Source organism: Sneathiella sedimenti (genome assembly GCF_017313765.1).
Classification (GTDB): domain Bacteria; phylum Pseudomonadota; class Alphaproteobacteria; order Sneathiellales; family Sneathiellaceae; genus Sneathiella; species Sneathiella sedimenti.
In genome coordinates, this window is sequence record NZ_JAFLNC010000004.1 from 251162 (window position 1) to 275266 (window position 24105).

At 59.4% G+C, this 24105-nt stretch carries 22 protein-coding genes; 8 read left to right on the plus strand and 14 right to left on the minus strand.

Features of this window, described 5'->3' with window-relative positions:
* The first annotated feature begins 87 nt into the window (after positions 1–87).
* Positions 88–510, plus strand: a complete 423-nt coding sequence (gene ndk / locus J0X12_RS12975) for a nucleoside-diphosphate kinase (RefSeq protein ID WP_207046446.1) — start codon at positions 88–90, stop codon at positions 508–510.
* Positions 511–582: 72 nt separating this feature from the next.
* Here ndk and J0X12_RS12980 read toward each other — a convergent pair whose 3' ends face one another.
* From J0X12_RS12980 to J0X12_RS13000, 5 genes are all read right to left on the minus strand, one after another.
* Positions 583–1005, minus strand: coding sequence for a bactofilin family protein (locus J0X12_RS12980; RefSeq protein WP_207046448.1), 423 nt, complete (start codon positions 1003–1005; stop codon positions 583–585).
* 22 nt (positions 1006–1027) lie between these two features.
* The gene (locus J0X12_RS12985; RefSeq protein WP_207046450.1) at positions 1028–2470 is read right to left on the minus strand and encodes a M23 family metallopeptidase; all 1443 of its coding nucleotides are present in this window, start codon (positions 2468–2470) and stop codon (positions 1028–1030) included.
* A 95-nt stretch (positions 2471–2565) separates the two neighbouring features.
* Entirely contained in the window at positions 2566–3396 is an 831-nt protein-coding gene (locus tag J0X12_RS12990) for a ferritin-like domain-containing protein (RefSeq protein ID WP_207046452.1), read from the minus strand.
* 3 nt (positions 3397–3399) lie between these two features.
* Positions 3400–3861: a thioredoxin-dependent thiol peroxidase gene (bcp, locus tag J0X12_RS12995; RefSeq protein ID WP_207046454.1), complete on the minus strand. Its 462-nt coding sequence runs from the start codon at positions 3859–3861 to the stop codon at positions 3400–3402.
* Between the two features lie 2 nt (positions 3862–3863).
* Entirely contained in the window at positions 3864–6854 is a 2991-nt protein-coding gene (locus tag J0X12_RS13000; protein WP_207046456.1) for a bifunctional [glutamine synthetase] adenylyltransferase/[glutamine synthetase]-adenylyl-L-tyrosine phosphorylase, read from the minus strand.
* A 130-nt stretch (positions 6855–6984) separates the two neighbouring features.
* Between J0X12_RS13000 and J0X12_RS13005 the strand changes: the two genes are divergently transcribed.
* Positions 6985–10128 carry a YhdP family protein gene (locus tag J0X12_RS13005; protein WP_207046458.1) on the plus strand — a complete coding sequence of 1048 codons (3144 nt, stop codon included), beginning with the start codon at positions 6985–6987 and terminating at the stop codon, positions 10126–10128.
* Between the two features lie 5 nt (positions 10129–10133).
* On the opposite strand, the gene tyrS is transcribed toward J0X12_RS13005, so the two are convergent.
* Positions 10134–11387, minus strand: a complete 1254-nt coding sequence (gene tyrS / locus J0X12_RS13010; protein WP_207046460.1) for a tyrosine--tRNA ligase — start codon at positions 11385–11387, stop codon at positions 10134–10136.
* A gap of 82 nt (positions 11388–11469) precedes the next feature.
* On the opposite strand from tyrS, the gene J0X12_RS13015 reads away from it, so the two are divergent.
* On the plus strand, positions 11470–12597 hold the full coding sequence (locus J0X12_RS13015; RefSeq protein WP_207046462.1) for an anhydro-N-acetylmuramic acid kinase: 1128 nt from the start codon (positions 11470–11472) through the stop codon (positions 12595–12597).
* On the opposite strand, the gene J0X12_RS13020 is transcribed toward J0X12_RS13015, so the two are convergent.
* On the minus strand, positions 12594–13256 hold the full coding sequence (locus J0X12_RS13020) for an alpha/beta hydrolase (protein WP_207046464.1): 663 nt from the start codon (positions 13254–13256) through the stop codon (positions 12594–12596). The genes J0X12_RS13015 and J0X12_RS13020 overlap by 4 nt on opposite strands.
* Before the next feature lie 214 nt (positions 13257–13470).
* Here J0X12_RS13020 and epsC point away from each other — a divergent pair, with 214 nt between their 5' ends.
* From epsC to tenA, 4 genes are all read left to right on the plus strand, one after another.
* Complete coding sequence (gene epsC, locus J0X12_RS13025) at positions 13471–14235, plus strand: serine O-acetyltransferase EpsC (protein WP_207046466.1); 765 nt, start codon at positions 13471–13473, stop codon at positions 14233–14235.
* Between the two features lie 40 nt (positions 14236–14275).
* Positions 14276–15391: a cysteine desulfurase family protein gene (locus J0X12_RS13030; RefSeq protein ID WP_207046468.1), complete on the plus strand. Its 1116-nt coding sequence runs from the start codon at positions 14276–14278 to the stop codon at positions 15389–15391.
* A 66-nt stretch (positions 15392–15457) separates the two neighbouring features.
* Complete coding sequence (locus J0X12_RS13035) at positions 15458–15787, plus strand: ferredoxin family 2Fe-2S iron-sulfur cluster binding protein (RefSeq protein ID WP_207046470.1); 330 nt, start codon at positions 15458–15460, stop codon at positions 15785–15787.
* Complete coding sequence (gene tenA / locus J0X12_RS13040; protein WP_207046478.1) at positions 15787–16464, plus strand: thiaminase II; 678 nt, start codon at positions 15787–15789, stop codon at positions 16462–16464. Before J0X12_RS13035 ends, tenA begins: the two co-directional genes overlap by 1 nt.
* Here the strand turns inward: tenA and J0X12_RS13045 are convergent.
* From J0X12_RS13045 to paaX, 3 genes are read right to left on the minus strand one after another with little or no spacing between them, the layout of a single operon-like run.
* Entirely contained in the window at positions 16461–17267 is an 807-nt protein-coding gene (locus tag J0X12_RS13045) for a phosphodiesterase (RefSeq protein ID WP_207046480.1), read from the minus strand. The two genes, tenA and J0X12_RS13045, sit on opposite strands and share 4 nt — an antisense overlap.
* Before the next feature lie 3 nt (positions 17268–17270).
* Positions 17271–18587, minus strand: coding sequence for an FAD-dependent oxidoreductase (locus J0X12_RS13050; RefSeq protein WP_207046482.1), 1317 nt, complete (start codon positions 18585–18587; stop codon positions 17271–17273).
* A gap of 43 nt (positions 18588–18630) precedes the next feature.
* Positions 18631–19566, minus strand: coding sequence for a phenylacetic acid degradation operon negative regulatory protein PaaX (gene paaX, locus J0X12_RS13055; protein WP_207046484.1), 936 nt, complete (start codon positions 19564–19566; stop codon positions 18631–18633).
* Positions 19567–19718: 152 nt separating this feature from the next.
* Between paaX and J0X12_RS13060 the strand changes: the two genes are divergently transcribed.
* Positions 19719–20420: a Crp/Fnr family transcriptional regulator gene (locus tag J0X12_RS13060; protein WP_207046486.1), complete on the plus strand. Its 702-nt coding sequence runs from the start codon at positions 19719–19721 to the stop codon at positions 20418–20420.
* Between the two features lie 12 nt (positions 20421–20432).
* Here the strand turns inward: J0X12_RS13060 and modC are convergent, their stop codons facing one another.
* The 4 genes from modC to metC are packed head-to-tail and all read right to left on the minus strand — an operon-like array spanning position 20433 to position 23827.
* Positions 20433–21506, minus strand: a complete 1074-nt coding sequence (modC, locus tag J0X12_RS13065; RefSeq protein WP_207046487.1) for a molybdenum ABC transporter ATP-binding protein — start codon at positions 21504–21506, stop codon at positions 20433–20435.
* Complete coding sequence (modB, locus tag J0X12_RS13070) at positions 21506–22201, minus strand: molybdate ABC transporter permease subunit (protein ID WP_207046489.1); 696 nt, start codon at positions 22199–22201, stop codon at positions 21506–21508. The genes modC and modB overlap by 1 nt, the downstream gene beginning before the upstream one ends.
* Positions 22198–22599: a phosphoribosyl-AMP cyclohydrolase gene (gene hisI, locus J0X12_RS13075; RefSeq protein WP_207046492.1), complete on the minus strand. Its 402-nt coding sequence runs from the start codon at positions 22597–22599 to the stop codon at positions 22198–22200. Before hisI ends, modB begins: the two co-directional genes overlap by 4 nt.
* 52 nt (positions 22600–22651) lie before the next feature.
* Positions 22652–23827: a cystathionine beta-lyase gene (metC, locus tag J0X12_RS13080; RefSeq protein ID WP_207046494.1), complete on the minus strand. Its 1176-nt coding sequence runs from the start codon at positions 23825–23827 to the stop codon at positions 22652–22654.
* Positions 23828–24105 lie beyond the last annotated feature (278 nt).

Consider the following 24105-nt stretch of genomic DNA (forward strand, 5'->3'; position numbering starts at 1 on the left):
TGCCGTAAATCTGTTGCCCCATGCGCGCATCCCCGCTATAAGGCGCGGAATTAATCCTTTGTCCGCTATATTAAGGTGAGTGACCCAATGGCTCTTGAACGTACTTTCTCCATCATCAAACCCGATGCAACCCGCCGTAACCTGACTGGCAAGATCAATGCCAAGCTGGAAGAAGCCGGCCTTCGCATTGTCGCGCAGAAGCGCATTCGCATGACCCGCGAAAATGCCGAAATCTTCTACGGTGTGCACAAGGAACGGCCGTTCTTCGGTGAACTCTGCGACTTCATGACCTCCGGCCCGGTTGTCGTGCAGGTTCTTGAAGGGGAAAACGCCATCATGAAGAACCGTGAAGTCATGGGCGCCACCAACCCGGCCGACGCCGCCGAAGGCACGATCCGCAAGGAATTCGCCGAAAGCATCGAGGCCAACTCCGTGCATGGTTCCGACAGCCAGGCCAACGCCGCAATCGAGATCGCCTATTTCTTCGCCGGTTCCGAAATCGTCGGCTAAGCGAGAAATCACCCAAAGAAAAAGGCCCGCAAGTTAGCGGGCCTTTTTTTGTGTCTTGCAGTTGCGGGCGGGTTATTTCTCCGCGCTCGCGGCCTCGGATTTCTCGAGGAAGGTGACCGTCTCCGGCAGGTCGCGGGGATTGTCGCTATGCTTCAGGTGACCGTCAATCTTGGCGCCGGGCTCAATGCTGAGGGAGGCATGAATAATGTCGCCCTTGACCGTCGCGGTGGAGGTGACGGTGATTTCCTCGCCCCGGAGGCCGCCATGCACCGCGCCGCGGATGATCAGCGTGCCGGCATTGATGTCGCCGGTGATATGGGCGTTCTGCCCGATGGTCAGGGTTTTGGCCTGTACATCTCCATTGATCTTGCCGTCGATCTGGATTTCCCCCTCGGAGAAGAGGTTCCCCTCAATGGTGAGATTGTCGGCGATGATCGAGGGCATGGCGCTCGATCTGGCGGCCTTTGGCTCGGTCTTGTTGTTACTGGAAAACATGGAACACCCTCACTTCACGGATTTACTCGTTGTCGGCTTTCTCAACTTTCGGCGTTGCTTTGAACGCGTATCTTCCAGCCTTGATAAAGTTCACCGGATCGTAATGCTCTCCGTCATGGATGATCTCATAATGCACGTGACGGCCGGTGCTTCGACCGGTTGATCCCATCACGCCGATTTCGGTCCGGTATTCGATATGCTGGCCCTTCTTGACCAGAATTTTCTTCAGATGGCCATAGCGGGTCTTGAAGCCGCGGCCATGATCGATGGTGACCATGTTGCCATAGGCGCCGTTGCGGCCGACAAAGGTCACGATCCCCGGCGCGGTCGCCAGGATCTTGGAATTTTTCGGCCCTGCGAAATCAACGCCGGAATGAAAGGCGGTCCGCTTGGTGATCGGGTCACGTCGCTTGCCGAAGCTCGACGTGACATAGCCGACATCGACGGGCCGGGCGAGGGGGAGCTGATTGAGCAGGGTCTGCAGCGACTCCCAGCGGGCGAGGCTCGCCTCCATTTTCTGGGTCTGGGCGTAGAAATCCTGCTCCTTCTCGAGGAGCTTGGTGTTGGGCTGGGCGGCGACGAACGGTCCGCCAAGGCCGGCCTCCGTATCGGACCCGAGAAGCTTTTCCGGATCGAGGCCGGTCAGCACGATAATCTCGCGCAGCGCCATCACGCTTTCATTCGTGCGGTCATGAATGCGCGCGATCAGGTCCTTGTTCTCCATCGACATTTTTGTCAGTCGGGAGCGGAGTTCGCTGACCTCGGTCGTGAGGGCGTCCTCCTTGTGAAGGCGGCTGTTGAATTCCCGTTTCAGGCTGGCGAACTGGGCGCGGGTTTGCTCCAGCTCCTTGTAAATCTCGTCCTTGGTCGAGGCGTAGAGATTGACCAATCCGCGTAAAGACGCCAGCCGCTGCTCGGTTTTCGCGCGGTTGGTGTCCGCCTCGTCGCGCTGGCGGGCGGTCTGGAACAGCGCCTTGTTGAGCTGCATGATCTCCAGTTCCAGCTGCTCGCGCCGGGCGTTGGTGCTGTGCAGGCTCTCGCCGAGGGCGCGGATGCGATCCTCCAGCGATTTCTTCTGCGCCTTGTCGCCCGTGGCGCTGGAGGCAAATTCAAGTGCCTTTTCAACGACATGGCGATCGGCCAGCACATCCTCAAGGCGGGCGTACTGCTGATCCAGCTCAACCTGTGTCGCGGCGATCTTTGATTGCGCCAGCTCGAAATCCGCGGAAACGGCGTTAAATTCGGACTGGAGCGAGAGGAGGGTCGCCTGCTGTTGCGTCATTTCCCGGTACTGCAGCGCGCCCGATACCATGAGATAGGCGAACATGCCGCCAAAGCCGACGGAAACGGCGAAACCCATCGCCTGCGCCGCAACGGAAAGCTTGAGATATTTGAGTTGTCCCCGAGTGGAGATGATAACCTGACGGTCCGTAAACAATTTATCCACGACGGCCTTCAGCTTCATCTGCTCTTCCTGATCTTCTGTTGCATACCAATATTACGGGGATGGTGGGTAATAGAACTGATTTTTTCGTAAACTTCAACTGCTCACAGCGACCGCTAAAATTTGGTGTATTTTGTCTCTTTTCGCAAAGACGGAACGGACAGCGGGTGGTAGTAATTGGCTGGCAGTCCGGCAACCGACCGTGCGTCTTCGTTAAATGGGGGTTTTAAAAGGCCTTTAAAGAATTTTTGTACTAATGCCTGCCAGGTCTTTTCCGCGTCGAGATCATTATTTTCGCAAAAATGGTGGAACCAGCGGCTGCCGATTGCGACGTGACCAATTTCGTCACTTAAGATTATGTTAAGCACGTTGACGCTCTTTTCGTCGCCGATCTTGCCGAATCGGGTGATCATGGCGGGGGTGACATCGAGGCCGCGCGCCTCCAGCACCATCGGCACCACCGCGAGCCGGGCGGCGAGGTTGTCGCGCGTTGCCATTGCCGCCTCCCACAGGCCGTCATGGGCCGGAAAATCGCCGTAAGAATAGCCAAGCTCCGCGATCCGGTCGGCGAGAAGGGTGAAATGTTTCGCCTCCTCATCACCAACCTGCACCCAGTCGTCATAGAAGGCGCGGGGGAGATTCTCTTCTGTGAAGCGCGCCACCATGTCCCAGGCGAGATCGATGGCATTCAGCTCGATATGCTGCACCGCATGGAGCAATGTCGCGCGCGCCGCGTCGGACTGGCCGCGCCGCCGCGGCATCTCGGCCGGGGGCAGGAGGGGTGGTTTCCCGGGCCGCGCGGGCCGGTCAGGGGGCAGGGCACTGCCGATCTCCATCGTCCCGGCGGCGGTGCGCCACCGGTCTGCCGCCTCCCGGCTTTTGGCGGCCTTTTGCGCGGCGTCCGGCTCGGTCAGCACGGCGACCGCAAGATCAGAGAGAGAGGTCACGGGCTAAAGGGCTTTCGCCGCTTCCAGTACCGCCTCCACATGTCCCTTGACCTTTACCTTGCGCCAGACATTGCGGATCACGCCCGCGTCATCGATCAGGAAGGTCGCGCGCTCGATCCCCATATATTTGCGGCCATACATGTTCTTTTCGACCCAGACGCCGAAGGCCTCGCAGGTGGTGCCGTCCTCATCGGAGGCGAGAATGACTTCCAGTGCCTGCTTTTCGCGGAAGTTCGCATGTTTCTTGAGGGAATCGCGGGAGACCCCGATCACCTTCACGCCAAGCTTGTCGAATTCCTTGATACTGGCGGTGAAATCCTTCGCCTCGGTGGTGCAGCCGGGGGTGCTGTCCTTGGGATAGAAATAGAGCACAAAGGGCGTGCCTTTCAGGACGTCTAGGCTCACATCCTCCCCGCCATCGGTGGGCATATTGAATTCCGGGGCTTTCTCTCCAACGTCGGGCATGGTCACTCCTTTTTCTTTTTGCCGGCGAGATGCGCGTGCAACAGCCGGTCGATATCGTCTTGGGCGCTTTTGAGCTTTTTAGCGAGCTCGTCGAAATTATCAACCTCCGCGGCGGCGGCAAGGGCATTTTTCAGGGCGAGCGGGATGGTCTCGTCGATTTTCCGGCCGCCAAGGCAGAGCTGCTTGAGGCCGCTGATATTGAGGTAGAGCCGGAGGATTTCGACCAGCCTGTCGGCCACATCCGGCGCTAAAATCCCTTCTGACTTCATGACCTTCAGGCTGTCCATGGAATTGGGATCGAGGATGTCCGGATGATCCGGGCCATGCTTAAGGCGGAGATACTGGCAGAGGAATTCAAGGTCCATGAGCCCGCCGACGGCATGCTTGATGGCAAGCGGGTTGTCACTGCCATGCTGTTTCAGCACCCGCGTCCGCATGTCGAGCGTATCTTTACGGATTTTCTCGCTGTCGCGCCGGGTGAGGGCGATTTCGCGCAGCATTTTCTCGGTTTTCTCGCAGAGCGCCGCATCGCCCGCGACCACGCGCGCCCGGGTGAGGGCCAGATGCTCCCATGTCCAGGCCTCGTCCTCATAATATTTGCGGATACTCTCGATCGGCAGGGAGATCGGACCTGACTTGCCATGCGGCCGGAGCCGCATATCGACCTCATAGAGCTTTCCCTCGCCGGTATGAACGCTGAGCGCGTTGATAAGGCGTTGGCAAAAGCGGGTATAGTAGAGGCCCGCCGAGATGGGCTTTTTGCCGTCGGTCATCATGCCGTCTTCCGGGGTCTCGAAGACGAAGATCAGGTCCGCGTCCGAGGCTGGGGTCATCTGCCGGCTGCCCAGCTTGCCCATGGCGATCACCGCGAATTCCCCGCCCGGCACGACGCCGTGGGCAGTGGCGAATTCCTCCCGCACCTTGACCAGCATCGCGTCGAGGATCACCTCGCACAAATCGGAGAAGGCGGGACCGGCGGCGACCGTCGCGCCAAGGCCGGAGCCGTGGTCGACGTTATCGAGGATCTGCACGCCCAGGCGGAACTTGCGGTCGTTCGCCCAGCGGCGGGTATAGTCGAGCACATCCTGGAAATCCCGCGCCGTGGAGAGGATCAACTCGAGATCGGCCGCGAGAAAATCGCGCGGCGGCAGCGGCGCCATGAATTCCGTATCCAGCACCCCGTCAAGCAGCATCGGGTTCCCCGAGAGCGTCTCCGCCAGCTCCGGCGCCATGCCCATGATCTTCGCCAGCAGCTTGAGCAGGCTCGGGTGCGCCTTGAACATGGTGAAAAGCTGGACCCCGGCGGGCAGCTTTTGCAGGAACACGTCGAAGCGGGTGAAGGCGGCGTCGGGATTGCTGGTGTCCCCGAGCGACTCGAGGATTTGCGGCATCAGCGCGGTGAGGATCTGCTGCGTACGGACATTGCGGGTCGAGCGGTAGCGGCCGTGGTGCCATTCGCGCACTGTCTGCGAGACGGCGCTGGTGTTCTCGAAGCCGAGCTCGGCCAGCGACTTGAGGGTTTCCGGGTCATCCTCTGCCCCGGTGAAGACCAGACGACCCGCCTTGCGGTCCGGCGTTTCCTCGAACGCGAACAGGGCGTCGTAATGGCCCTGCACGGTTTCCAGGGTGGTGCGCAATTCCTTGCGAAACGCCTCTGCCTCGTCATAGCCGAAGAAGACACCGAGTTTCCGGAACTCCTCCGGGTCCTCGGGCAGCAGCTGCGTCTGCTCGTCATGGGTCATCTGCAGGCGATGTTCCAGCTCGCGAAGATATATATAAGCCTCCTGCAGTTCTTCCCGTACCGTTGCGTCAATCTTGCCCGCCGCGGCAAGCTGCGACAGGGTGCCGAGGGTCGTGACCTCGCGGAGCAGCGGATTGCGCCCGCCCTCGATCAGTTGCTGGGTCTGGCAGAAAAACTCGATCTCGCGGATCCCGCCGCGACCGATCTTGATGTTATGGCCCTCCAGCGAGATTTTCGAGAATCCCTTGTGAGTATGTATCTGCGACTTGATCGCCTGAATATCCTCGATTGCCGCGAAATCCATGGACTTGCGCCAGATAAAGGGGGTGAGGAAGGTGACGAATTCCCGCCCGGCCTTGAGGTCGCCGGCGATGGCGCGGGCCTTGATCATGGCGGCGCGCTCCCAGTTCTGGCCCTGACTCTCGTAATAGACATGGGCAGCGCCGACGGAAAGCGCGATCGGCGTTGCGCCGGGGTCTGGCCGGAGCCGGAGGTCGGTGCGAAAGACATAACCGTCGCGGGTACGCTCCTGCATCATGGTGACAAGGTTGCGGGCGATCTTGACGAAGCAGTCCTGGACCGAGCGGCGACCGGTATAGCTCGTCTTCGCGGCGTCGAAGAGGACGATGAGATCAATGTCGGAGGAATAGTTAAGCTCTCTCGCGCCGAGCTTGCCCATGCCGATGATGATCAGGCCGCTGTCCCTTCTCGGATCGTCAGGGTGGGGCAGGACCAGTTCGCCCTTATCGCTTGCCGTCTTCAGCAGATGGCGGCAGCAGAAATCCACCGCCGTATCGGCGAAGGTCGAGAGCACACCGGTGATCTTCATCAGCTCCCAGACTTTCCCCATGTCGCAGAGCGCCGTCAGCAGGGCGATCCGCCGCTTGGCAACACGCAGCGCCGCCATCACCGCATCGCGCTCCGCCTCCAGATGGCAATCCGCCTGCAGCGCGTTATATATCCACTGAAGCGTCCGGTCAGCGCCGTCCTCCACCAGATGACGGAGGAGATGCGGCTCCATCAGAAGGCAGCTTGAAAGAAACGGGCTGTTGCCAAAAACGCTGGTGAGGATCTGCGGGCCTGTTTCCGTGCCCTCAAGCTGCTTGGCAAAGGCCGCGAGTTCAGGGTCGGTGGCGGTGACTTCCTGCCAGCTTTGAAGGCCGACGGCAAGCAGTTCCGGATCGCCGGGTGAGGGAAGATCCGCCATCACATCGGCGAACGGGATTTTTTTAATTTCTGCGATATCCTGCATTCCTAATCCGGGTTGCATGGGTTACGATAATGAAATCAATTATCAGGACAGACTTTTTTTATACAAGCCTTATTCAGAGCGAATTTCTCAATTGGTTAAAGCATCCTCCAGATTAGTGTACCGGATCCTGATGGGAGCCGTCGTCCTTGTCTTTGTCGCGGCGCTGGCGTTGATCGCGGGGCTGTCGCGCGGGCCGATGTCGTTGTCCTTTGTCGAGCCCTATGTCGTGCAGATACTGCAGGTGCAGTATCCGGAGGTCAAATTCGACTTCAGCAATCTCGAGCTGGAATGGAACGGTCGCGACAAGAACCTGATGGTCGCCATCGACAATCTCGAGATTTCCGACGAGACGCGAAAAGTCGCCTCCATCCCCGATGTGACAATGGTGTTCAGCGGCGAGGCGTTGCTGCGCGGCCGGATCGCCCCGGCGGAGCTGGAATTCACCGGCCTCAAGATCCGCCTGACCCGCAACAAGGCGGGGGAGATCAAGTTCGGTTATGAACATAGCCTGATGGCTGAACGCGGGACCAGCGGGGGCCTGACCCGCGATACAGACGAGAGCGCCGAGGATGTCCCCGTGGCGGACGAGTATCTCAATATCCTCAATGAGTTGAGCAAGGAGCCGGACCCGGAGAGCCTGACGGGTTATCTCCAGCGGCTGGAACTCTATGATTCCGCGGTCTTTATCGAAGATGAAATCCTAGGCCGTTTCTGGCGGGTGACCGGTGCCGATGTGTTCGTGTGGCGGGAGAACCGGGGCCTCAGCGGGCAGGCCAGCGGCCTGATCAAGGTCGGGAACGAGAATGTCTCCGTGGTTGCGTTTGGTGATTATGACCGGGACTACAAGCGCACCCGGATCGACGGCCAGTTCAGTGACCTGCCGCTGCCGCTGGTCGGGGCACAGGTGGCGGAACTTGACATCCTGAAGGGGGTTAAACTCTCCCTGTCCGGGCATGTGAATGCCGACCTCGACGAGAAATTCAGTTTTGATTCCCTCGGCTTCGATGTGACGGCCGGTGCCGGCGAGATTGACCTGCCGGAGCTGTATAAGGAGCCGCTCTCCATTGACAGCCTCTCGGTATCGGGCGAGGTGACGGGCGATTTCCGGAAGATCACCCTTGAAAGCGTGACAGCGGAAACCCTGGGAACCTCTGTCGTGATGGAGGGGGTTGTTGACGTGGCAGAGGCGGGCACGGGCCTGACTCTTGCGGGCAGCCTCCGGGATCTTGCCGTCGATAACCTCGGGCGGTTCTGGCCTTACTCCATGGCCAGCAACGGCTATGACTGGGTAACCAAGAATATCCGCGGCGGGAAAGTGCCCCAGGCGAGCTTCACCATAGACCTGCCGCCCGGCGCGCTGGAAAGCGGGGAAATCCCGAAAGACTCCGTCGTCCTGAAATTCGATATCAAGGGCACGTCTGCCGACTATTATTCACCGCTACCCAAGGTGACGGATATCGACGGGAGCGCGGTACTGACCGAAACCGGGGTCTCCATAACCGGCATGACCGGAAAACTTGGCAGTCTCGATGTGACGTCGGACAAGGTGATCATCAACGAGTTTGATAAATATGACCAGCTCGCCGATATTGCCATCCGCGTGACGGGGAGCAGCCGGGAAATCTTCACCTTCCTCGATCTGGAGCCGCTCGGCCTCGCCACCCCCTATGGCATTGTACCGTCGGCGATGACGGGGACGGGAACGGTAGATGCATCGTTCAAGTTTCCGTTGCGTTTCGATTTGCAGCTTGAAAACGTCAAATACGCGGCCAATGGCGATTTCACCGAGGCGACCATCCCTGACGTGGCGGAGAATTATACCCTGACCAAGGGCGCGCTGAACGTCGCCGTCGATCCGAAAGGCGTGCAGGTCTCGGGCACGGCGGCGCTCAATGACGTCCCGGCAAAAATCGAGGCAGAAAGCTGGTTTACGGGGGCGAAGGAAGGCCATCGCCGCTATGTGCTGACCGCCACCCCCGATGATGCGGCGCGCAAGGCGCTCCATCTCGATACGTCGTATTTGGCGGGGCCCATGAAGGCGAAGGTGACCCTGGAAACCATTCCTGACGGGCGCGCAAGCGGTGCAATCAAGCTCGACCTCACGGACACCGAGATCAAGGTGGATGCCCTGCACTGGACGAAGGCGGCGAGCGTCGCCGGCCAGTTTGCGGCGGAGATCAACTCGACGGCCGGGGATGTGACGACACTGTCCAACATTGCGGTTACCGCCGGGGATCTCGTGGCCAGCGGCACGGCGATTTTGAAAGAGGACCTGCTCGCGGAACTGACTCTGCCCTCCGTCCGCTATGGGGAGAATGATTTTGGTCTCGTCTTCAGCCAGGCGCAGCTTGGCAAAATGGCGGTCAAGGTGCGCGGCGCGCAATTCGATCTAAAGCCGTTCGTGGTCGCGACCTATGACCTGAACGAAGTGGATGTCGATGGCCCGGAAGAGAACCGCTTGATCGATATTCATGTCGATATGGACCGGGTGCTGCTCGATCACGACCTGACCCTCGACAATGTCGCCGCCGACATGAGTATTGACGGAAATCTCATAACGACCGGGATGGCCCAAGGGAAGTTCAAGGGCGAGAAGAGCTTTGATTTCGAAATCATCCCCTCGGCCAAGGGACGGCTCGTCACCTTTATTTCCGATGACGCGGGATCGCTCTTTCGCGGCCTTGATCTCTACGACGATTTTCGCGACGGCAACCTGAAGCTGACCGCCGAGATTGACGACAGCCAACCCTCCCGCCCGGCGGAGGGAACGGTCGCGATCAAGGATGTGCGGGTTGTGAATGCGCCGGTGCTCGGCAAGATCCTGACCCTCGGCTCCCTCGGCGGTATTGTTGACCTGCTGCGCGGGGAGGGGATGGTCTTCGCGACGGTGGAAGGGCCCTTCACTTATGAGAACGGCATTTTCACCACCAAGGATTTCCGCGCCATCGGGTCCATCGGCATCACGCTGACCGGCACGGTGGACCAGCCTGCGAACAAGATTGACATGTTCGGCACGGTGATCCCGTCCTATACATTAAATTCCATGCTTGGGAATATACCGATCCTTGGCACCCTGCTCGTCGGCAAGAAGGGGGAGGGAATTTTCGGCTTCTCCTACAAGGTGCGGGGCGGGCTGGAAGATCCGGATATCAGCGTCAACGCCGTCTCGGCGCTGGCGCCTGGTATCCTCCGCCGCATGTTCTTCGAGCCCTGGGACCAGGACGATATCCAGCCGCCGTCAACAAACAAGCCCAACAACCGCCAGAGCCCGTAAGCGGGTCAGACCGGCTGGATCAGGTAGTGCCGCTTCTTGCCGGCGGAAAGCTTGATCCGTCCGTCAGGGTCGAGGTCGCTGAGGCTGATTGTCGCTTTTTCGTCCGCGATTTTCTCGTCATTGAGGCGCGCGCCGCCCCCCTTGATGAGTTTCCGCGCTTCGGAATTTGATCCGGCTAGGCCTGCCCGCTGAAACAGCGCGGCGGCGGGAATGCCGGCTTCAAGCTCACCCTTCGGCACGTCCAGCGTCGGCAGCCCTTCCGCCGTCTGGCCCATCTCGAAGGTCTGCCGGGCGGTTTCGGCCGCGGCCTCGGCGGCGGCCTTGCCATGGGCCATCTCGGTGCAGGCATCGGCGAGAATTTTCTTCGCGTCGTTCAGCTCCGCACCTTCAAGCTTTTCAAGCCGTGCAATCTCGTCCATCGGGATTTCGGTAAACAGCCGCAGGAACTTGCCGACATCGGCATCTTCCGTGTTGCGCCAGAACTGCCAGTAGTCATAGGCGCTCAGCATATCTTCATTGAGCCAGATCGCGCCGCCCAGTGTCTTGCCCATCTTCCCGCCGGAAGCGGTGGTGAGCAGCGGCGAGGTCAGGCCGAACAGGGAAAAGCCGTTGGTCCGGCGGCCGAGCTCAACGCCATTGACGATATTGCCCCATTGATCGGAGCCGCCAAGCTGCAGGCTGCAATTGTATTTCTTCTTCAGCTCGACGAAGTCGTAGGCCTGCAGGATCATGTAGTTGAACTCGAGGAAGGTCATGGACTCCTCGCGCTCCAGCCGGAGTTTCACGCTGTCGAAGGAGAGCATCCGGTTGATCGAGAAATGCGGTCCGTACTCACGCAGGAACGGAATGTACTCGATCTTGTCGAGCCAGTCCGCGTTATTGACCATGATCGCGTCCGTCGGCCCGTCCCCGAAGGTGAGGAACTTTTCGAACACCTTCTTGATACCGGCCATGTTTTCCTCAATGGCTTCATCGGTGATCAGCGGGCGGCTTTCATCGCGCCCGGTCGGATCGCCGACCTTCGTCGTCCCGCCGCCCATCAGCACGATCGGCTTGTGCCCGGCCTTCTGCAGGCGGCGCAGGATCATGATCTGCATGAGGCTGCCCGCATGGAGGCTTTTCGCCGTACAGTCAAAACCGATATAGGCGGTCACGATATCATCAGCAAAAGCTTTATCCAGCGCGTCGATATCTGTACATTGGTGCAGGTAGCCGCGTTCAGTGAAGACTTTCAGGAAGTCGGAGCGTAATTCGGTCATGGAACTTGATTCTGTCACTTAGAGTTAAAGAGCGCCATCGTTTAGCACATATGGGAACCAGATTAAAAGTGCGGTATGACACATGACGTCAATAAAACAAAAACAGGACCAAATTAAACCCCTTCGCGCCCTTGGATTGATGAGCGGCACGTCGCTCGACGGGGTCGACGCGGCGATTATCGAAACGGATGGAGAGACGGTTTCCAGCCATGGTCCCGTCCACTCCGTTCCCTATGAGCCCGAATTCCGGGCGCGCCTGCGCGATGTCCTCGGGAAGAGGGGCGCGCCGGGGACGCTGATTGCGGATTTTACCCGGTTGCAGGCGGACTTTGTCCTTGCGCTGCTGAAGGCGAATAACATGACGCCGCCTGATATTGATTTGGTCGGCTTTCACGGCCAGACCATCTTTCATGACCCGAAGAACCGCGTGACGGTGCAGATCGGCGATGGCGCGATGATGGCGGAACTGACGGGCATTGATACGGTGGCCGAGTTTCGCCATGACGATGTGGCCGCGGGCGGCGAGGGAGCGCCCTTCGCGCCGCTCTATCACCGGGCGCTTGCCCGCGATCTCGACGGACCGCTTGCCGTGCTCAATCTCGGCGGGGTCGGAAATGTCACCTATATCAATGGCGATGAGGTGCTGGCCTTTGATACCGGGCCCGCCAATGCGCTGATGGATGACTGGATCCTGACCCACACGGGCCAGCCGTTCGATGATGGCGGCAGGATCGCCGCGTCAGGGCAGGTGAATGAGCCGGTGCTCGCCCGGCTGCTCGATAACCCGTATTTCGATCTGAAACCGCCGAAAAGCCTCGATCGCGATGAATTTCCGGTGGCGGAACTCCTCTCGGGTCTGGGGCTCGAGGAGGGGGCGGCGACACTCCTGCATTTCACCAGCGAGAGCATCCGCCGCGCGCTGCGTCACCTCCCGGGAAAACCGAACCGCTGGCTGTTGACCGGCGGCGGGCGCAAGAACCCGGCGCTGGTACTGGCGATCGAGACGGTTGTCGGGGTGCCGGTCGAGCCGGTCGAGGCGGTCGGCTGGCGCGGCGATGACCTGGAGGCGGAGGCGTTTGCCTTCCTCGCGGTCCGGAGTGTCCGTGGCCTGCCGCTCAGCCTGCCGACGACGACGGGCGTGCCGACGCCGATGTCGGGCGGGCGCTTCTACCCCGCACAGTCGAAAAAAGCGCGGATCGGCGTGAGCTAGTCCGCGTCGTCCTCATCTGTGCCGTTCAGGCGCATGTCGAGATAGTCGTCGACGGAGGCCATCAGTTTGTCGAGGCTGTTCTCGAAGAAATGGTCTGCGTCGGGAATCTCGTCATAATGAATGGTGATGCCCTTTTGCGCCTTCAGCTTCTCGACCAGCTTCTTGATATCCTTTCGCGGCACCAGAACGTCCTGGTCGCCATGAATGATAATGCCTGACGACGGGCAGGGGGCGAGGAAGGAAAAGTCATACATGTTCGCGGGCGGGGCGACGGAGATGAACCCGGCGACTTCCGGCCGGCGCATCAGCAGCTGCATGGAAATCCACGCGCCGAAGGAAAAGCCGCCGATCCAGACGGCCGGGGCATTCGGGTTATGGGTCTGCATCCAGTCAAGCGCGGCGGCGGCATCGGACAACTCGCCCACGCCGTGATCATAATCGCCCTGGCTGCGGCCGACTCCGCGGAAATTGAAGCGAAGCACAGAGAAACCGCGCTTCTTGAAGGTGGTAAAGAGGTTGTAGACGACCTTGTTATTCATGGCGCCGCCATACTGCGGATGCGGATGGAGGATCAGGGCGAGGGGAGCGTTCGGATTGTCTGAATGGTGATACCGCCCTTCCAGGCGTCCTTCGGGTCCATTAAAAATAACGTCAGGCATTTTTTTTCTATTTCCTACAGCAGCTTCTATATTGAGCCGGATACACCATGGATATGGCCCTTTTTTCGGCTTGCGCCAGCGAGAAACGCGTCACGGGAACACCAATAGTATCCTTGACGGTTCCTCAGATATACATATATCTGTTAGGTATGGGCGCTTTAAACCTCAGGTGAATTCCGCTACAAGAGCGGCACAATACAGAAGGTAAGGGCAAATGTTCAAGCATATTAGCGAAGAAATTACTTGCGTGATGGAACGGGACCCGGCAGCAAGAACCCGTTTGGAGGTTGCGCTGCTCTATCAAGGCTTCCATGCGGTCGTCTTTCACCGTCTCGCTCATTGGCTGTGGGAGCGTAACTGGCGCCTGCTTGCGCGGCTGCTCTCGCAGTTCAGCCGCTTCCTCACCGGCATCGAAATCCACCCCGGCGCGAAGATCGGTCGCAAGCTCTTTATCGACCATGGCATGGGTGTCGTGATCGGTGAAACGTCGGAAATCGGCGATAATGTAACCCTTTATCATGACGTGACGCTTGGTGGTGTCGCGCCCTCCATTGACTCCGATGCGCAGCGTGGCGTGAAGCGCCACCCGACGTTGGGGGATGATGTAATCATCGCCTCGGGTGCCCAGATCATCGGCCCAATTACCATTGGAAAATGTGCCCGCGTCGGGGCGAACTCGGTCGTTCTCAAGGATGTACCAGAACGTACGACGGTTGTCGGCGTCCCGGCCCGCGCGGTAAATGGTGCGGCAAAAAGTACGCAGGACAACAGATTCGCCGCCTATGGTGTCGGGAATCATGATCTGCCTGACCCGGTTTTCAAAGTGATGGACGGCCTGCTCGACAAGGTGCAGTCACTTTCCATGCGCGTGGAAGAGCTGGAGAATGAACGCCGCACCCAGGCGGAGTCGCCGATTGCCCTCAAGCCGAAGAAAAAGCCGGCGGCGAGGACCGCAAGCAAGACAAAAGCGGATAGCTGATCTTTTCTAACTGAGCATGGCTGCGGGCCCGATTGTACCTATGGCGAAAACCGTTTATCTCGATTTTAACGCAACAGCGCCAATCCGGCCCGAAGTGGTAAACGCCATGGTCGCCGTCATGGAGGCGGGTGGCAATCCGTCGTCCGTGCATCAGGCGGGACGCACGGCGAGAAACCGGGTGGAGGAGGCACGGGGCCGCCTCGCCCGTCTGCTCGGGTGCAAACCCCCTGAGATTATCTTTACCTCCGGCGGGACGGAGGCGAACAATTTCGCGCTCTCGTCTTTTCCCGACCGGCCGCTTCTTATTTCCGCTGGCGAACATGATTCGGTCCTGGCCGTTGCGCGGAACGCAGTACAACTTCCCCTCACGTCTGATGGTCAGCTCGATCTTGCCGCACTTGGCGTTTGCCTGGATGAGGCAGGCGAGGGCGCGCTCGTCTCCGTCATGCTGGCGAATAACGAGACCGGGGTGATCCAGCCGGTCGCCGAGATTGCGGCCCTCGTGCATGAAAAGGGCGGCCTTTTCCATTGCGATGCCATTCAGGGTGCAGGCAAGATCCCAGTTGATTTCAAGGCGCTTGGGGCGGATATGATGTCTGTCTCCGCCCATAAGTTCGGCGGTCCGCAAGGGATCGGGGCGCTTGTCCTGCGGGACGGGCTGGCGGTCCCGCCTCTGCTGAAAGGAGGCGGGCAGGAGCTTGGCCGTCGCGCCGGCACGGAGAATGTCGCCGGGATCGTCGGTATGGGTGTCGCCGCGCAGTCCGCCCACGAGGGGCTCGACAGCTATGAGACGGTTGCCAAGCTTCGCGATCGGCTGGAAGCGCAGTTGCTTAACATTTCTCCCGAGAGCCATATTTATGGCCATGAATCGCCGCGGCTTCCCAATACAACGGCCATCTCCATGCCGGGCGTCGCATCGGAACTCCAGGTGATGTCCCTCGACCTTGACGGGATCGCGGTCAGCGCGGGCTCGGCTTGTTCGTCGGGCAAGGTCAAGGCCAGCCACGTCCTGAAAGCCATGGGCGCCAGCGACGAGGAGGCAGGGTCCGCCATTCGGATCAGTCTTGGCTGGACCACCACGGAGGTGGAGATCGACCGGCTTGTCGCGAGCTGGCGGAAACTTTACCAGCGGAAATCGCCGAAATTTGCCGCATAGGGCCTAGACATGACGCGGCGGGCAGGATAGGTAAATCAGTAAGGATGTTCAGGAGTTCACGCGCGTATGCCGAAAATGACCTTTATCAAGCCCGATGGCAGCCGACAGGAAGTTGATGCGCCGCTCGGCCGGACGATTCTGGAAATTGCCCATCAGAACAATATTGATCTGGAAGGCGCCTGCGAGGGGAGCCTTGCCTGCTCGACCTGCCATATCATCGTCTCGGACGAGGATTTCGAGCGCCTGCCCGACCCGACCGAGGATGAAGAGGATATGCTCGATCTCGCCTATGGCCTGACCCGGACCTCGCGGCTCGGCTGCCAGATCGAAATCACGGAGGAACTCGACGACCTGGTCGTGACCCTGCCCGGCGGATCGAACAACATGATGCTGTGATGAGCCGCGGACTTTTCGACCGGCTGAAGACCGACAATGCCGCCCTGTGGGACGCCTATACCCATCATGACTTTGTAACCGGTATGCAAACGGGCGCCCTGCCCAAAACCGCCTTTCAATACTACCTCAAGCAGGACTATCTGTTTCTGATCCAGTTTGCGCGGGCCTATGCACTGGCCATTTACAAGGCCGACAACCTGACCGAGATGCGCTCCGCCCTTGCCGGGGTGAAGGCGATTCTCGAGATGGAGATGGACCTGCATGTGGGCTATTGCGCCGACTGGGGCATTGCCGCGTCGGAGCTGGAAACGCTTGAGGAAGCCCCGCAAAATATCGCCTATACCCGCTTCGTGCTGGAACGCGGCATGGCGGGTGACCTGCTCGACCTGATGGTCGCGCTCAGCCCTTGCGCCATCGGCTATGGCGAGATCGGTGCGCGGCTCGCCAAATCGCGGAAAACGAAGATCGAGGGCAACCCCTACATCACCTGGATCGAGATGTATGCGGGGGCGGAGTACCAGCAGCTGGTCACCGACATGACGGCGGAGATTGACGCGCTGGCGACCAAGCGGTTTACCGAGGCGCGTTTTCCCGATCTATCGAAGACCTTCGCCACCGCGACCCGGCTGGAAGCGGATTTCTGGCAGATGGGCCTCACCGCGGAGCACGCGTCCTAATACAGCTCGCCTTCCAGCGTCCAGGCGACTTCAAAGTCCTGTACATAGTCGTTATGGGTGACGAGGCCGTCCTTCTCGGTCCAGTAATGCAGCAGGTATTCCGGCGGCTCGAAGGTGGTGCTGAGTTCGTTATTTTCGCCCAGCAGCAGCCTCACCTGATGGGATGTGGAGGGGCAGGTCTGGACAATCGTGCCGCCGACGAGTCTCTGGATGGCCCGGTGCAGATGGCCGCAGAGCACCCGCTCGATATGGTCATGCCGGGAAATCACCTCGGCGAATTCCGCCATGTCGAGCAGGCCCATCGCATCCATGCTGGTCAGGCCGGTCTTGAACGGCGGGTGATGCATGAAAATAACGACGGGGCGATCGCTCTCGCGGCTCAGCTCTTCCTCCAGCCAGTCGAGCTGCTCCTGTCCCAGATGGCCTTGCGGTTTGCCATGGATATTGGTGTCGAGGCAGATGAACTTGAGCGGCCATCCCTCCACCACGTAATACAGCTTGCCGTCCTTCTGCAAATAGTCATGGTCGGGAAACATCTTGCGGAGCAGGGTGCAGTCATCATGGTTGCCGGGCAGCAGATAGACCGGCATCTCGAATTCGGGCAGAATCTCGCGCAGGATCTCATATTCCTCCGCTCTCGCGGTGTTCACCAGGTCGCCGGTGAGGAACACAAGATCGGGGCGGTTGACGCTGTTGTTTACATGCCGTGCCGCCTCCCGGAGTTTCGTTACTGGATCATAGAGCTTCGCGAAATCCTCCTCCGGCAAGGTGACATGGCTATCACTCAATTGCGCGATCAGCATGGCCTATCCTTCCTGCTGTACAATGGACAGCATATCACGAGTCCGGACAAACTTCTTCCTCGGAGATTTCCCGCCGCCGCGGGCCACTTCCGCCTGGTCAATTTTCTTCCAGTCCTCGAAGGAGACGGCCCGAATGCCTTTCTCCCGGCACCAGGCGTCGAGCCCTGCGGGCCCGCCTTTTGCGGGATTGCCGCCGCCTTCAAAATCGGCCAACATCCGCTCCACCACATTCTGGCTGTCGATGCGGTTGGTGCCGATGGTGCCGCTGGGTCCGCGCTTGGCCCAGCCGACCACATAAAGACCGTCGGCGACATGTCCCTCGTCATTCTTGACGATGCCTTTCTCGACCGGCAGCCCTTCCAGAATGCCCATCTCATAGCCGATGCAGGAGACAAGAAGCTGGCAATCGATCTCATAGGTCTCGCCGGTGCCAACGGCCTTGCCATCGACAATCCTGTTGCGCTCGAACCGGACGCCGGTAATCGCCTCATCCCCCAGGATCTCGACCGGGCTCGCCAGGAAATCAAGATGGATGGAACGTCCTTCGATCCCTGGACGGATCTGCTCGAAATTGCGGAGGAGGTCGAGATTTGTGTTTACAACCTTCTCCTCCTTCTTGTCGTCGGAGGTAAATTCCGCGGGCAGCACGCTCTTGTCGGTATAGGTCTTGGCGGAGACCAGCTCGGCAAACTCACCCAGCTCCTTGGAGGAAAACTGCGCATTCTCCGGCGCGCGGCGTCCCACCACATGCACGCATTTGAGCGGGCTTCTGAAAATCTCGCTGGCCGCATGCTCGGCGAGATCGGAAGTGACCATCTCATCCTCCGTCCGCATCAGGATGCGCGCGACATCAAGGGCGACATTGCCGTTGCCGATGACGACCGCCGTCTCGATATCCAGATTGGGCACCGCATCGCGATATTCCGGATGGCCGTTGTACCAGTAGACGAAGGTCTGGGCCCCGAATACGCCGTCCTTGTCCTCCCCGGGGATACCGAGACTGCGATCCTTCGGCGTGCCGGTCGCGATGACCACCACATCATACAGCTCCCGCAGCTTGTCGAGCGGGACATCACTGCCGAGGCCGATATTGCCGACAAAACGGACATTGTCATTCTCCATCACCTTGTCATAGGCGCGGGTAACATTCTTGGTGGTCTGGTGATCCGGGGCTACGCCCGCCCGCACCAGCCCGTACGGTGTGGCCAGCTTGTCGATGATATCTATCTGGCTTTCGGGGTTTTTCTTGACGATGGCTCCCGCCGTGTACATTCCTGCCGGACCGGAGCCGACGATACAAATCTTTAACCCTGCTGACATTTTCCCTGACTCATTCTTGTTCTTGAATTTTTGTTATACGGAACTAGCGTTTCTTCAATCCGCCAAAACGCCGGTAAAACTCCTCTGATGCGGGGGGCAGTCTCCCCGTTTCATTCTCAAGTATTGTCATCAGATATGCCTCTGCGCCCTCCCAGACCAGATGATAGATGGTGCGAAACAGCTCCCGCGCCTGGTTGCCGTTCCACCCCGGCGGCAGCAATTCCGCCGGTAACATCGGGTCCCGCAAGAGAACCCGCCGGTAATCATGCACCAAGAGGCTGCGAATGATAAAACATTTTTTTTCGTCAAGGGGTGCCCCGGTCTGGGCAAGGTCGGCAAAGGCGCTGAAATGACCGATGAAACGGGCATAGTCCGCCTCCAGATCCTTCAGGTTCCAGCCCTTCTGCACCAGGATTTCCGGTGCGTTGTAGGGGGTAGCCCCGACGCCAGTCGCGCTTAAGGCGGTTACTTTGCCGGTCAGGCCAAGGTCGGTGAGAAGGCTGTCAACGCTGGCGGCGCTGGCTGTCGGATGGGCGTAAACGCCGCCGCCAAGGGTGCCGAAACCAAGCCAGCCAAGCTCCGTCTCCAGCTTGCGGCGGTTCTTCTCCGCAAGGTCGCGGCGCAGCGCGAACAGGAACAGCCAGTTGCCGTCCCAGGCGATATCTCCCGCGGCATAGATACGCCGTGTCGCCTCGGCGAAGCGATGGGAGCCGGTTTCTGTCAGGCGATAGAAGCTTCGCCGCCCGACCTGGCTCGACGCGAGCATGCCTTCCTTCTGCAGGCGGAAGACGGCGGTGCGTACCACGCGCTCGTTGAGGCCGAGGGAATCCACCAGTGTAATCAGGCTGCCCAGCCAGACGGTGCCGCCATGAGGGGACACCGCATCGCCCCAGACGGTGACCAGCAGGGATTTGGCTTTCAGGTCCAGCTTCTTCAACAGGGGCGTGATCAGGGTGTCGGCGGGGCGCGCTTTGGTCATGCGGCCCCCGCGCTTTCAGGGAGAAAGAGCCGGCCTCTGGTCGAGTGAGTCGTCGCCAATTTTAACCCTTAGCTTCTTGTTTTGATTTTCCAATTTATACTTTATAGTCTTTTTCGATCCTAGGCGAAAAGAGGGGCGACGGTCCAGCGAACATGCAAAATCTTGAAAACATAGAATTGCTGAGTGAGCTCACGCCTCAGGAGCGCGCGGAAATTGCCGCCAAATGCGTCTGGCGGACTTATGGCGCGAATGAGCAGATCCTGGAGAGGTCGACAGACAGCCGCGATATGTATTTCGTTGTTTCCGGCAGCGTCAATATCGTCAATTACGGCGTCTCGGGGCGGGAGGTGACCTACGCCACCGTTGGGGAAGGGCAGTATTTCGGCGAGCTCTCGGCGATCGACGGACGGGCGCGGTCGGCCAATGTGGTGGCGAGTTCGCGCTGCCTGCTGGCGAGCCTCAGCCCGGAGCTTTTCCGCGACTTGCTGATGCGTAATCCGACAATCATGATGTCGGTGCTGCAGCGGCTCGCCCGGATCATCCGCATCAATGACGACCGCATCCTTGACCTGTCGACCCTGGGCGCGGTGCAACGGGTCTGCCAGGAACTGCTGCGTATGGCGGAACCGGACCCCCTGACCGCGAACAGCTGGCTGATCTATCCGATGCCGACCCAGAGCGTGATTGCGAGCCGGGTTTCGACGACGCGGGAGACCGTGGCGCGCGTGCTCGGCCAGCTTGGACATGAAGGGATGGTCCTGAAAAAGGGCAAGACGCTGTACCTGAAGGACCGCGACGCGATCGAGGATTATATCAAGACCCTCGCCATGACGCCGAGCCAAAGCAACCGCTGACCTTTCCGCCCCTCAGGCCCGGCTGATCGTTACTGCTTTCACTAGCGCCCAGACGGGTGTGTCCTTGGTGAGCTTCATATCCTCGAACGACTTGCGGGTAATTCGCGCCGTCAGCGGAAAGCCGACATCCAGCAGCAGTTCCTCCATCCCCTCGGCGCCGCTGCAATGGTCGACGAGGCGGCCCTTGAACCGGTTGAGGATCGACATGGATTTCGGTTCCGTCTTGGAGAGGGCGACATCGCGCGCCCGGATGCGCAGGCGTGCCGAACTGCCGATTTCCTTCGCGCCGCCGGTGATATAGAGTTTCCCGCCGCCCGCTGTTTCCAGCGTCAGCATGTGATGGGCGGGTTCATAGGCGGTGACGGTTGCCGCGATCAGGGTACCGGCATCATAGCCGCCGGCATAGGGGATCAGGTCAAGCCGGGTCAGGATATCGGCCGTTGGTCCCACCGCCTTCATTGCCCCGTTGTCGAGCAGCAGCAGGGTATCGGCGAGACGGGTAATTTCCTCGATCGAATGGGAAATATAGAGGGTAGGGATATCGAATTCTGATTTCAACGCCTCGATCAACGGGAGGATTTCCCTCTTCCGCGCGTCATCGAGACTGGAGAGGGGTTCGTCCAAGATCAGGATTTTCGGGTTGCTGAGCAGCGCCCGGCCGATGGCGACCCGCTGGCGCTCCCCGCCGGAGAGTGACGCGGGTTCCCGGTCCAGAAGCGCCGCGAGACCAAGAATGTCGGCCACCTTCTCGAACGAAACCGGTGTGGCCTTGCCAGCGCGTCGACCGTTGCCATAGGTGAGATTGCCACGCACCGAGTAATGGGGGAACAGGCGATGCTCCTGAAAGACAAAGCCGATATGCCGCTGATGAACGGGGATGTTGATATTCTTCGCGCTGCTGAACAGGGTCCGCCCGGCAAGCTCGATATGCCCCTCATCGGGGGTGACCAGTCCGGCCAGCATCTTCGCCAGCAATGTCTTGCCCGCGCCGGACGGACCAAACAGGGCAGTCAGCCCGGCCTCGGCCTTGATATCCGCGCTCAGGTGAAAGCGGCCGAGGGATTTCTTGACGCGAATATCAAACATTACACGCTGCCTCCCAGCCGGCGGTTTGAGCGACGGGTCAGCCATTCGGAAAGGGCTATGGCGGCGAAGGCCAGTACGACCGAGATAATAACCAGCCGCCACACCGCCGTTTCCGCGTCAGGTGTCTGAAGAAGGGTATAGATGGCGAGCGGCAGGGTCTGTGTCTCGCCGGGGATATTGGCGACAAAGGTGATGGTCGCACCAAACTCCCCGAGTGCGCGGGCAAAGCCGAGGGTGATCCCGGCGAGAATGCCCGGAATGATCAGCGGCAGGGTGATGGTGAGGAAGACCATGGCCGGCGACCGGCCCAGGGTGAGGGCGGCGACCTCAAGGTTCTGGTCCACTGCCTCAATGGCCTGGCGGATGGCTCGGGTGATGAAGGGAAAGGCCATCACCGCCGTGGCCGCGACAACACCCTTCCAGTTGAAAATGAGGGAAATGCCGAAATGGTCCAGCAGCCACGCGCCGATCACACCGCGATTACCAAGCAGGACCAACAGGAAATAGCCCACCACCACCGGCGGCAGGACGATCGGCAGATGCACCAGGACATTCAGCGCCGTCTTGCCGTAAAACTCCCGCCGGGCCAGAAGCCAGGCGATGAACAGCGCGGGCAGCAGGGAAATGCCGACACACCAGAGCGCGACTTTCAGGGAAAGCAGGATAACGTCCAGCTCTGCCGGGGACATGCTCATGGGGCGGGGGTCTTGTCCCCGTAGATCTCCTCAGGGGGGATCTCCACATCGCTGATAATCTCGGCCTTGCCGTCGCGGATACTCGTGAAAAAGCAGTTATGGCGACCGGTATGGCAGGCCACGCCGGTCTGCTCAACCAGCAGCAGGAGCGTATCACCATCGCAATCGACGCGAAAATCAACGAGCCGCTGCACATGGCCGGAGCTTTCGCCCTTGCGCCACAGCTTCCCGCGGGAGCGCGACCAGTAGCAGACCTGCCCTTTTTCGAGGGTTTCCTGAACAGCGTCGCGGTTCATCCACGCCATCATCAACACCTCGCCCGTGTCATGCTGTTGCGCAATCGCAGGGACGAGACCGTTCGCGTCAAAGGTAATGCTGTCCAGAATATCGCTGTCCATCGGATCATCTTATCCTATTTTGTCGAATCAGTCGCCGATTCGTCGTCTTATACTATTTTGCCGCGTTTAGCCGGTCAAAGCCGCTCTTTAAATCTGCAATCAGGTCATCCACGGCCTCAAGCCCGATATGGAGCCTTAAAAGAGGGTTCGTATTGTCCCATGTCGTAGCCGTCCTATAGCTGGTGGGATCAGCCAGGATAACCAGGCTTTCATAGCCGCCCCAGGAATAGCCCATGCCGAACAATTCCAGATCGTCGAGGAAGGCGGCGAGGGCTGCTTTCGGAACTTCCTTGAGTCGGATAGAGAACAGTCCGGAGGCGCCGAGAAAATCGCGTTTCCAGATGGCGTGACCCGGATCGTCGGGCATTGCGGGATGCAGCACCGAATGAACCTCCGGCCGTCCCTTGAGCCATTCGGCCACCTGAAGCGCGTTCTCCATATGCTGGTTCAACCGCACCGACAGCGTGCGAATGCCGCGCTGGGCAAGATAGACATCATCCGGTCCGGCTGTCTGGCCGAGCATATTCGCGCTCTTCTGCAGCTGCGGCCAGTATTCCTTGTTTGCCGTAACCGTGCCGATCATGACATCGCTATGGCCGACGATATATTTCGTCCCTGCCTGGATCGAGATATCGACCCCATGCTCGAACGGTTTGAAGAAGAGGGGAGACGCCCAGGTATTGTCCGTCAGCACCACCGCACCCTTTGCATGCGCGACGTCCGCGATGGCGGGGATGTCCTGCATCTCGAAGGTTTGCGAGCCCGGCGCCTCGGTATAGACAGCCGTTGTATTCGGGCGCATCAGCTCGCCGATGCCGGCACCAACAAGCGGGTCATAGTAGGTCACCTCAACGCCGAATCGAGACAGGAAATTATCGCAGAAGACCCGAACCGGGCCATAGACACTATCTGTCACCAACATGTGATCACCAGTCTTGACGACGGCGAGTATCGCGTTCGCGCACGCCGCGAGGCCGGAGGGGAACACCTGCGCGCGGTATCCGCCTTCCAGATCAGCGACCGCATCCTCCAGCGACCAGGTTGTCGGTGTGCCGATCCGGCCATAGGAAACGACCCGCTCGCCCGCCGCGCGCGCCGCGTGAGTCTTCTGCAATGCGTCCAATGACGGATAGAGAATGGTCGAGGCATGATAAACGGGGACATTGACGATGCCGAAATTACCTTCTGGATCACGTCCTGCGGTGACTAATTTTGTTTCATCTTTCATGGGAGGGGACAGCCTGCTGATTAGTTTTTGCTATTGTTCATTGCATATAGGATGGACGGCAAAGTTAAAAGAGCAAATTTCACCCATCATATCATGGCACAATGGCTTTTTTCGCACTTGCAGCAAATTTTTACATTGACGAGATGTATAAATTTACTATCGTCAAAGACTTAGGAGGTCATGATAACATAGATTATGATCTCCGCGTGTAATTCACTCAAGTGCTCAAAATAAGGGTACAGTACTTAATCGAAGTATGTGATTTACCGGACAGAATA

Coding starts and splice junctions, on each gene's coding strand:
- J0X12_RS13005 (WP_207046458.1), top strand. CDS start 6,985: ATGGGAGCCGTCGTCCTTGTCTTTGTCGCGGCGCTGGCGTTGATCGCG.
- J0X12_RS12985 (WP_207046450.1), bottom strand. CDS start 2,470: ATGAAGCTGAAGGCCGTCGTGGATAAATTGTTTACGGACCGTCAGGTT.
- modB (WP_207046489.1), bottom strand. CDS start 22,201: ATGAGCATGTCCCCGGCAGAGCTGGACGTTATCCTGCTTTCCCTGAAA.
- J0X12_RS13030 (WP_207046468.1), top strand. CDS start 14,276: ATGGCGAAAACCGTTTATCTCGATTTTAACGCAACAGCGCCAATCCGG.
- J0X12_RS13035 (WP_207046470.1), top strand. CDS start 15,458: ATGCCGAAAATGACCTTTATCAAGCCCGATGGCAGCCGACAGGAAGTT.
- bcp (WP_207046454.1), bottom strand. CDS start 3,861: ATGCCCGACGTTGGAGAGAAAGCCCCGGAATTCAATATGCCCACCGAT.
- J0X12_RS13050 (WP_207046482.1), bottom strand. CDS start 18,587: ATGTCAGCAGGGTTAAAGATTTGTATCGTCGGCTCCGGTCCGGCAGGA.
- J0X12_RS13020 (WP_207046464.1), bottom strand. CDS start 13,256: ATGCCTGACGTTATTTTTAATGGACCCGAAGGACGCCTGGAAGGGCGG.
- paaX (WP_207046484.1), bottom strand. CDS start 19,566: ATGACCAAAGCGCGCCCCGCCGACACCCTGATCACGCCCCTGTTGAAG.
- hisI (WP_207046492.1), bottom strand. CDS start 22,599: ATGGACAGCGATATTCTGGACAGCATTACCTTTGACGCGAACGGTCTC.
- metC (WP_207046494.1), bottom strand. CDS start 23,827: ATGAAAGATGAAACAAAATTAGTCACCGCAGGACGTGATCCAGAAGGT.
- tyrS (WP_207046460.1), bottom strand. CDS start 11,387: ATGACCGAATTACGCTCCGACTTCCTGAAAGTCTTCACTGAACGCGGC.
- J0X12_RS13060 (WP_207046486.1), top strand. CDS start 19,719: ATGCAAAATCTTGAAAACATAGAATTGCTGAGTGAGCTCACGCCTCAG.
- modC (WP_207046487.1), bottom strand. CDS start 21,506: ATGTTTGATATTCGCGTCAAGAAATCCCTCGGCCGCTTTCACCTGAGC.
- J0X12_RS13015 (WP_207046462.1), top strand. CDS start 11,470: ATGACGTCAATAAAACAAAAACAGGACCAAATTAAACCCCTTCGCGCC.
- J0X12_RS12980 (WP_207046448.1), bottom strand. CDS start 1,005: ATGTTTTCCAGTAACAACAAGACCGAGCCAAAGGCCGCCAGATCGAGC.
- epsC (WP_207046466.1), top strand. CDS start 13,471: ATGTTCAAGCATATTAGCGAAGAAATTACTTGCGTGATGGAACGGGAC.
- J0X12_RS13000 (WP_207046456.1), bottom strand. CDS start 6,854: ATGCAGGATATCGCAGAAATTAAAAAAATCCCGTTCGCCGATGTGATG.
- J0X12_RS13045 (WP_207046480.1), bottom strand. CDS start 17,267: ATGCTGATCGCGCAATTGAGTGATAGCCATGTCACCTTGCCGGAGGAG.
- ndk (WP_207046446.1), top strand. CDS start 88: ATGGCTCTTGAACGTACTTTCTCCATCATCAAACCCGATGCAACCCGC.
- tenA (WP_207046478.1), top strand. CDS start 15,787: ATGAGCCGCGGACTTTTCGACCGGCTGAAGACCGACAATGCCGCCCTG.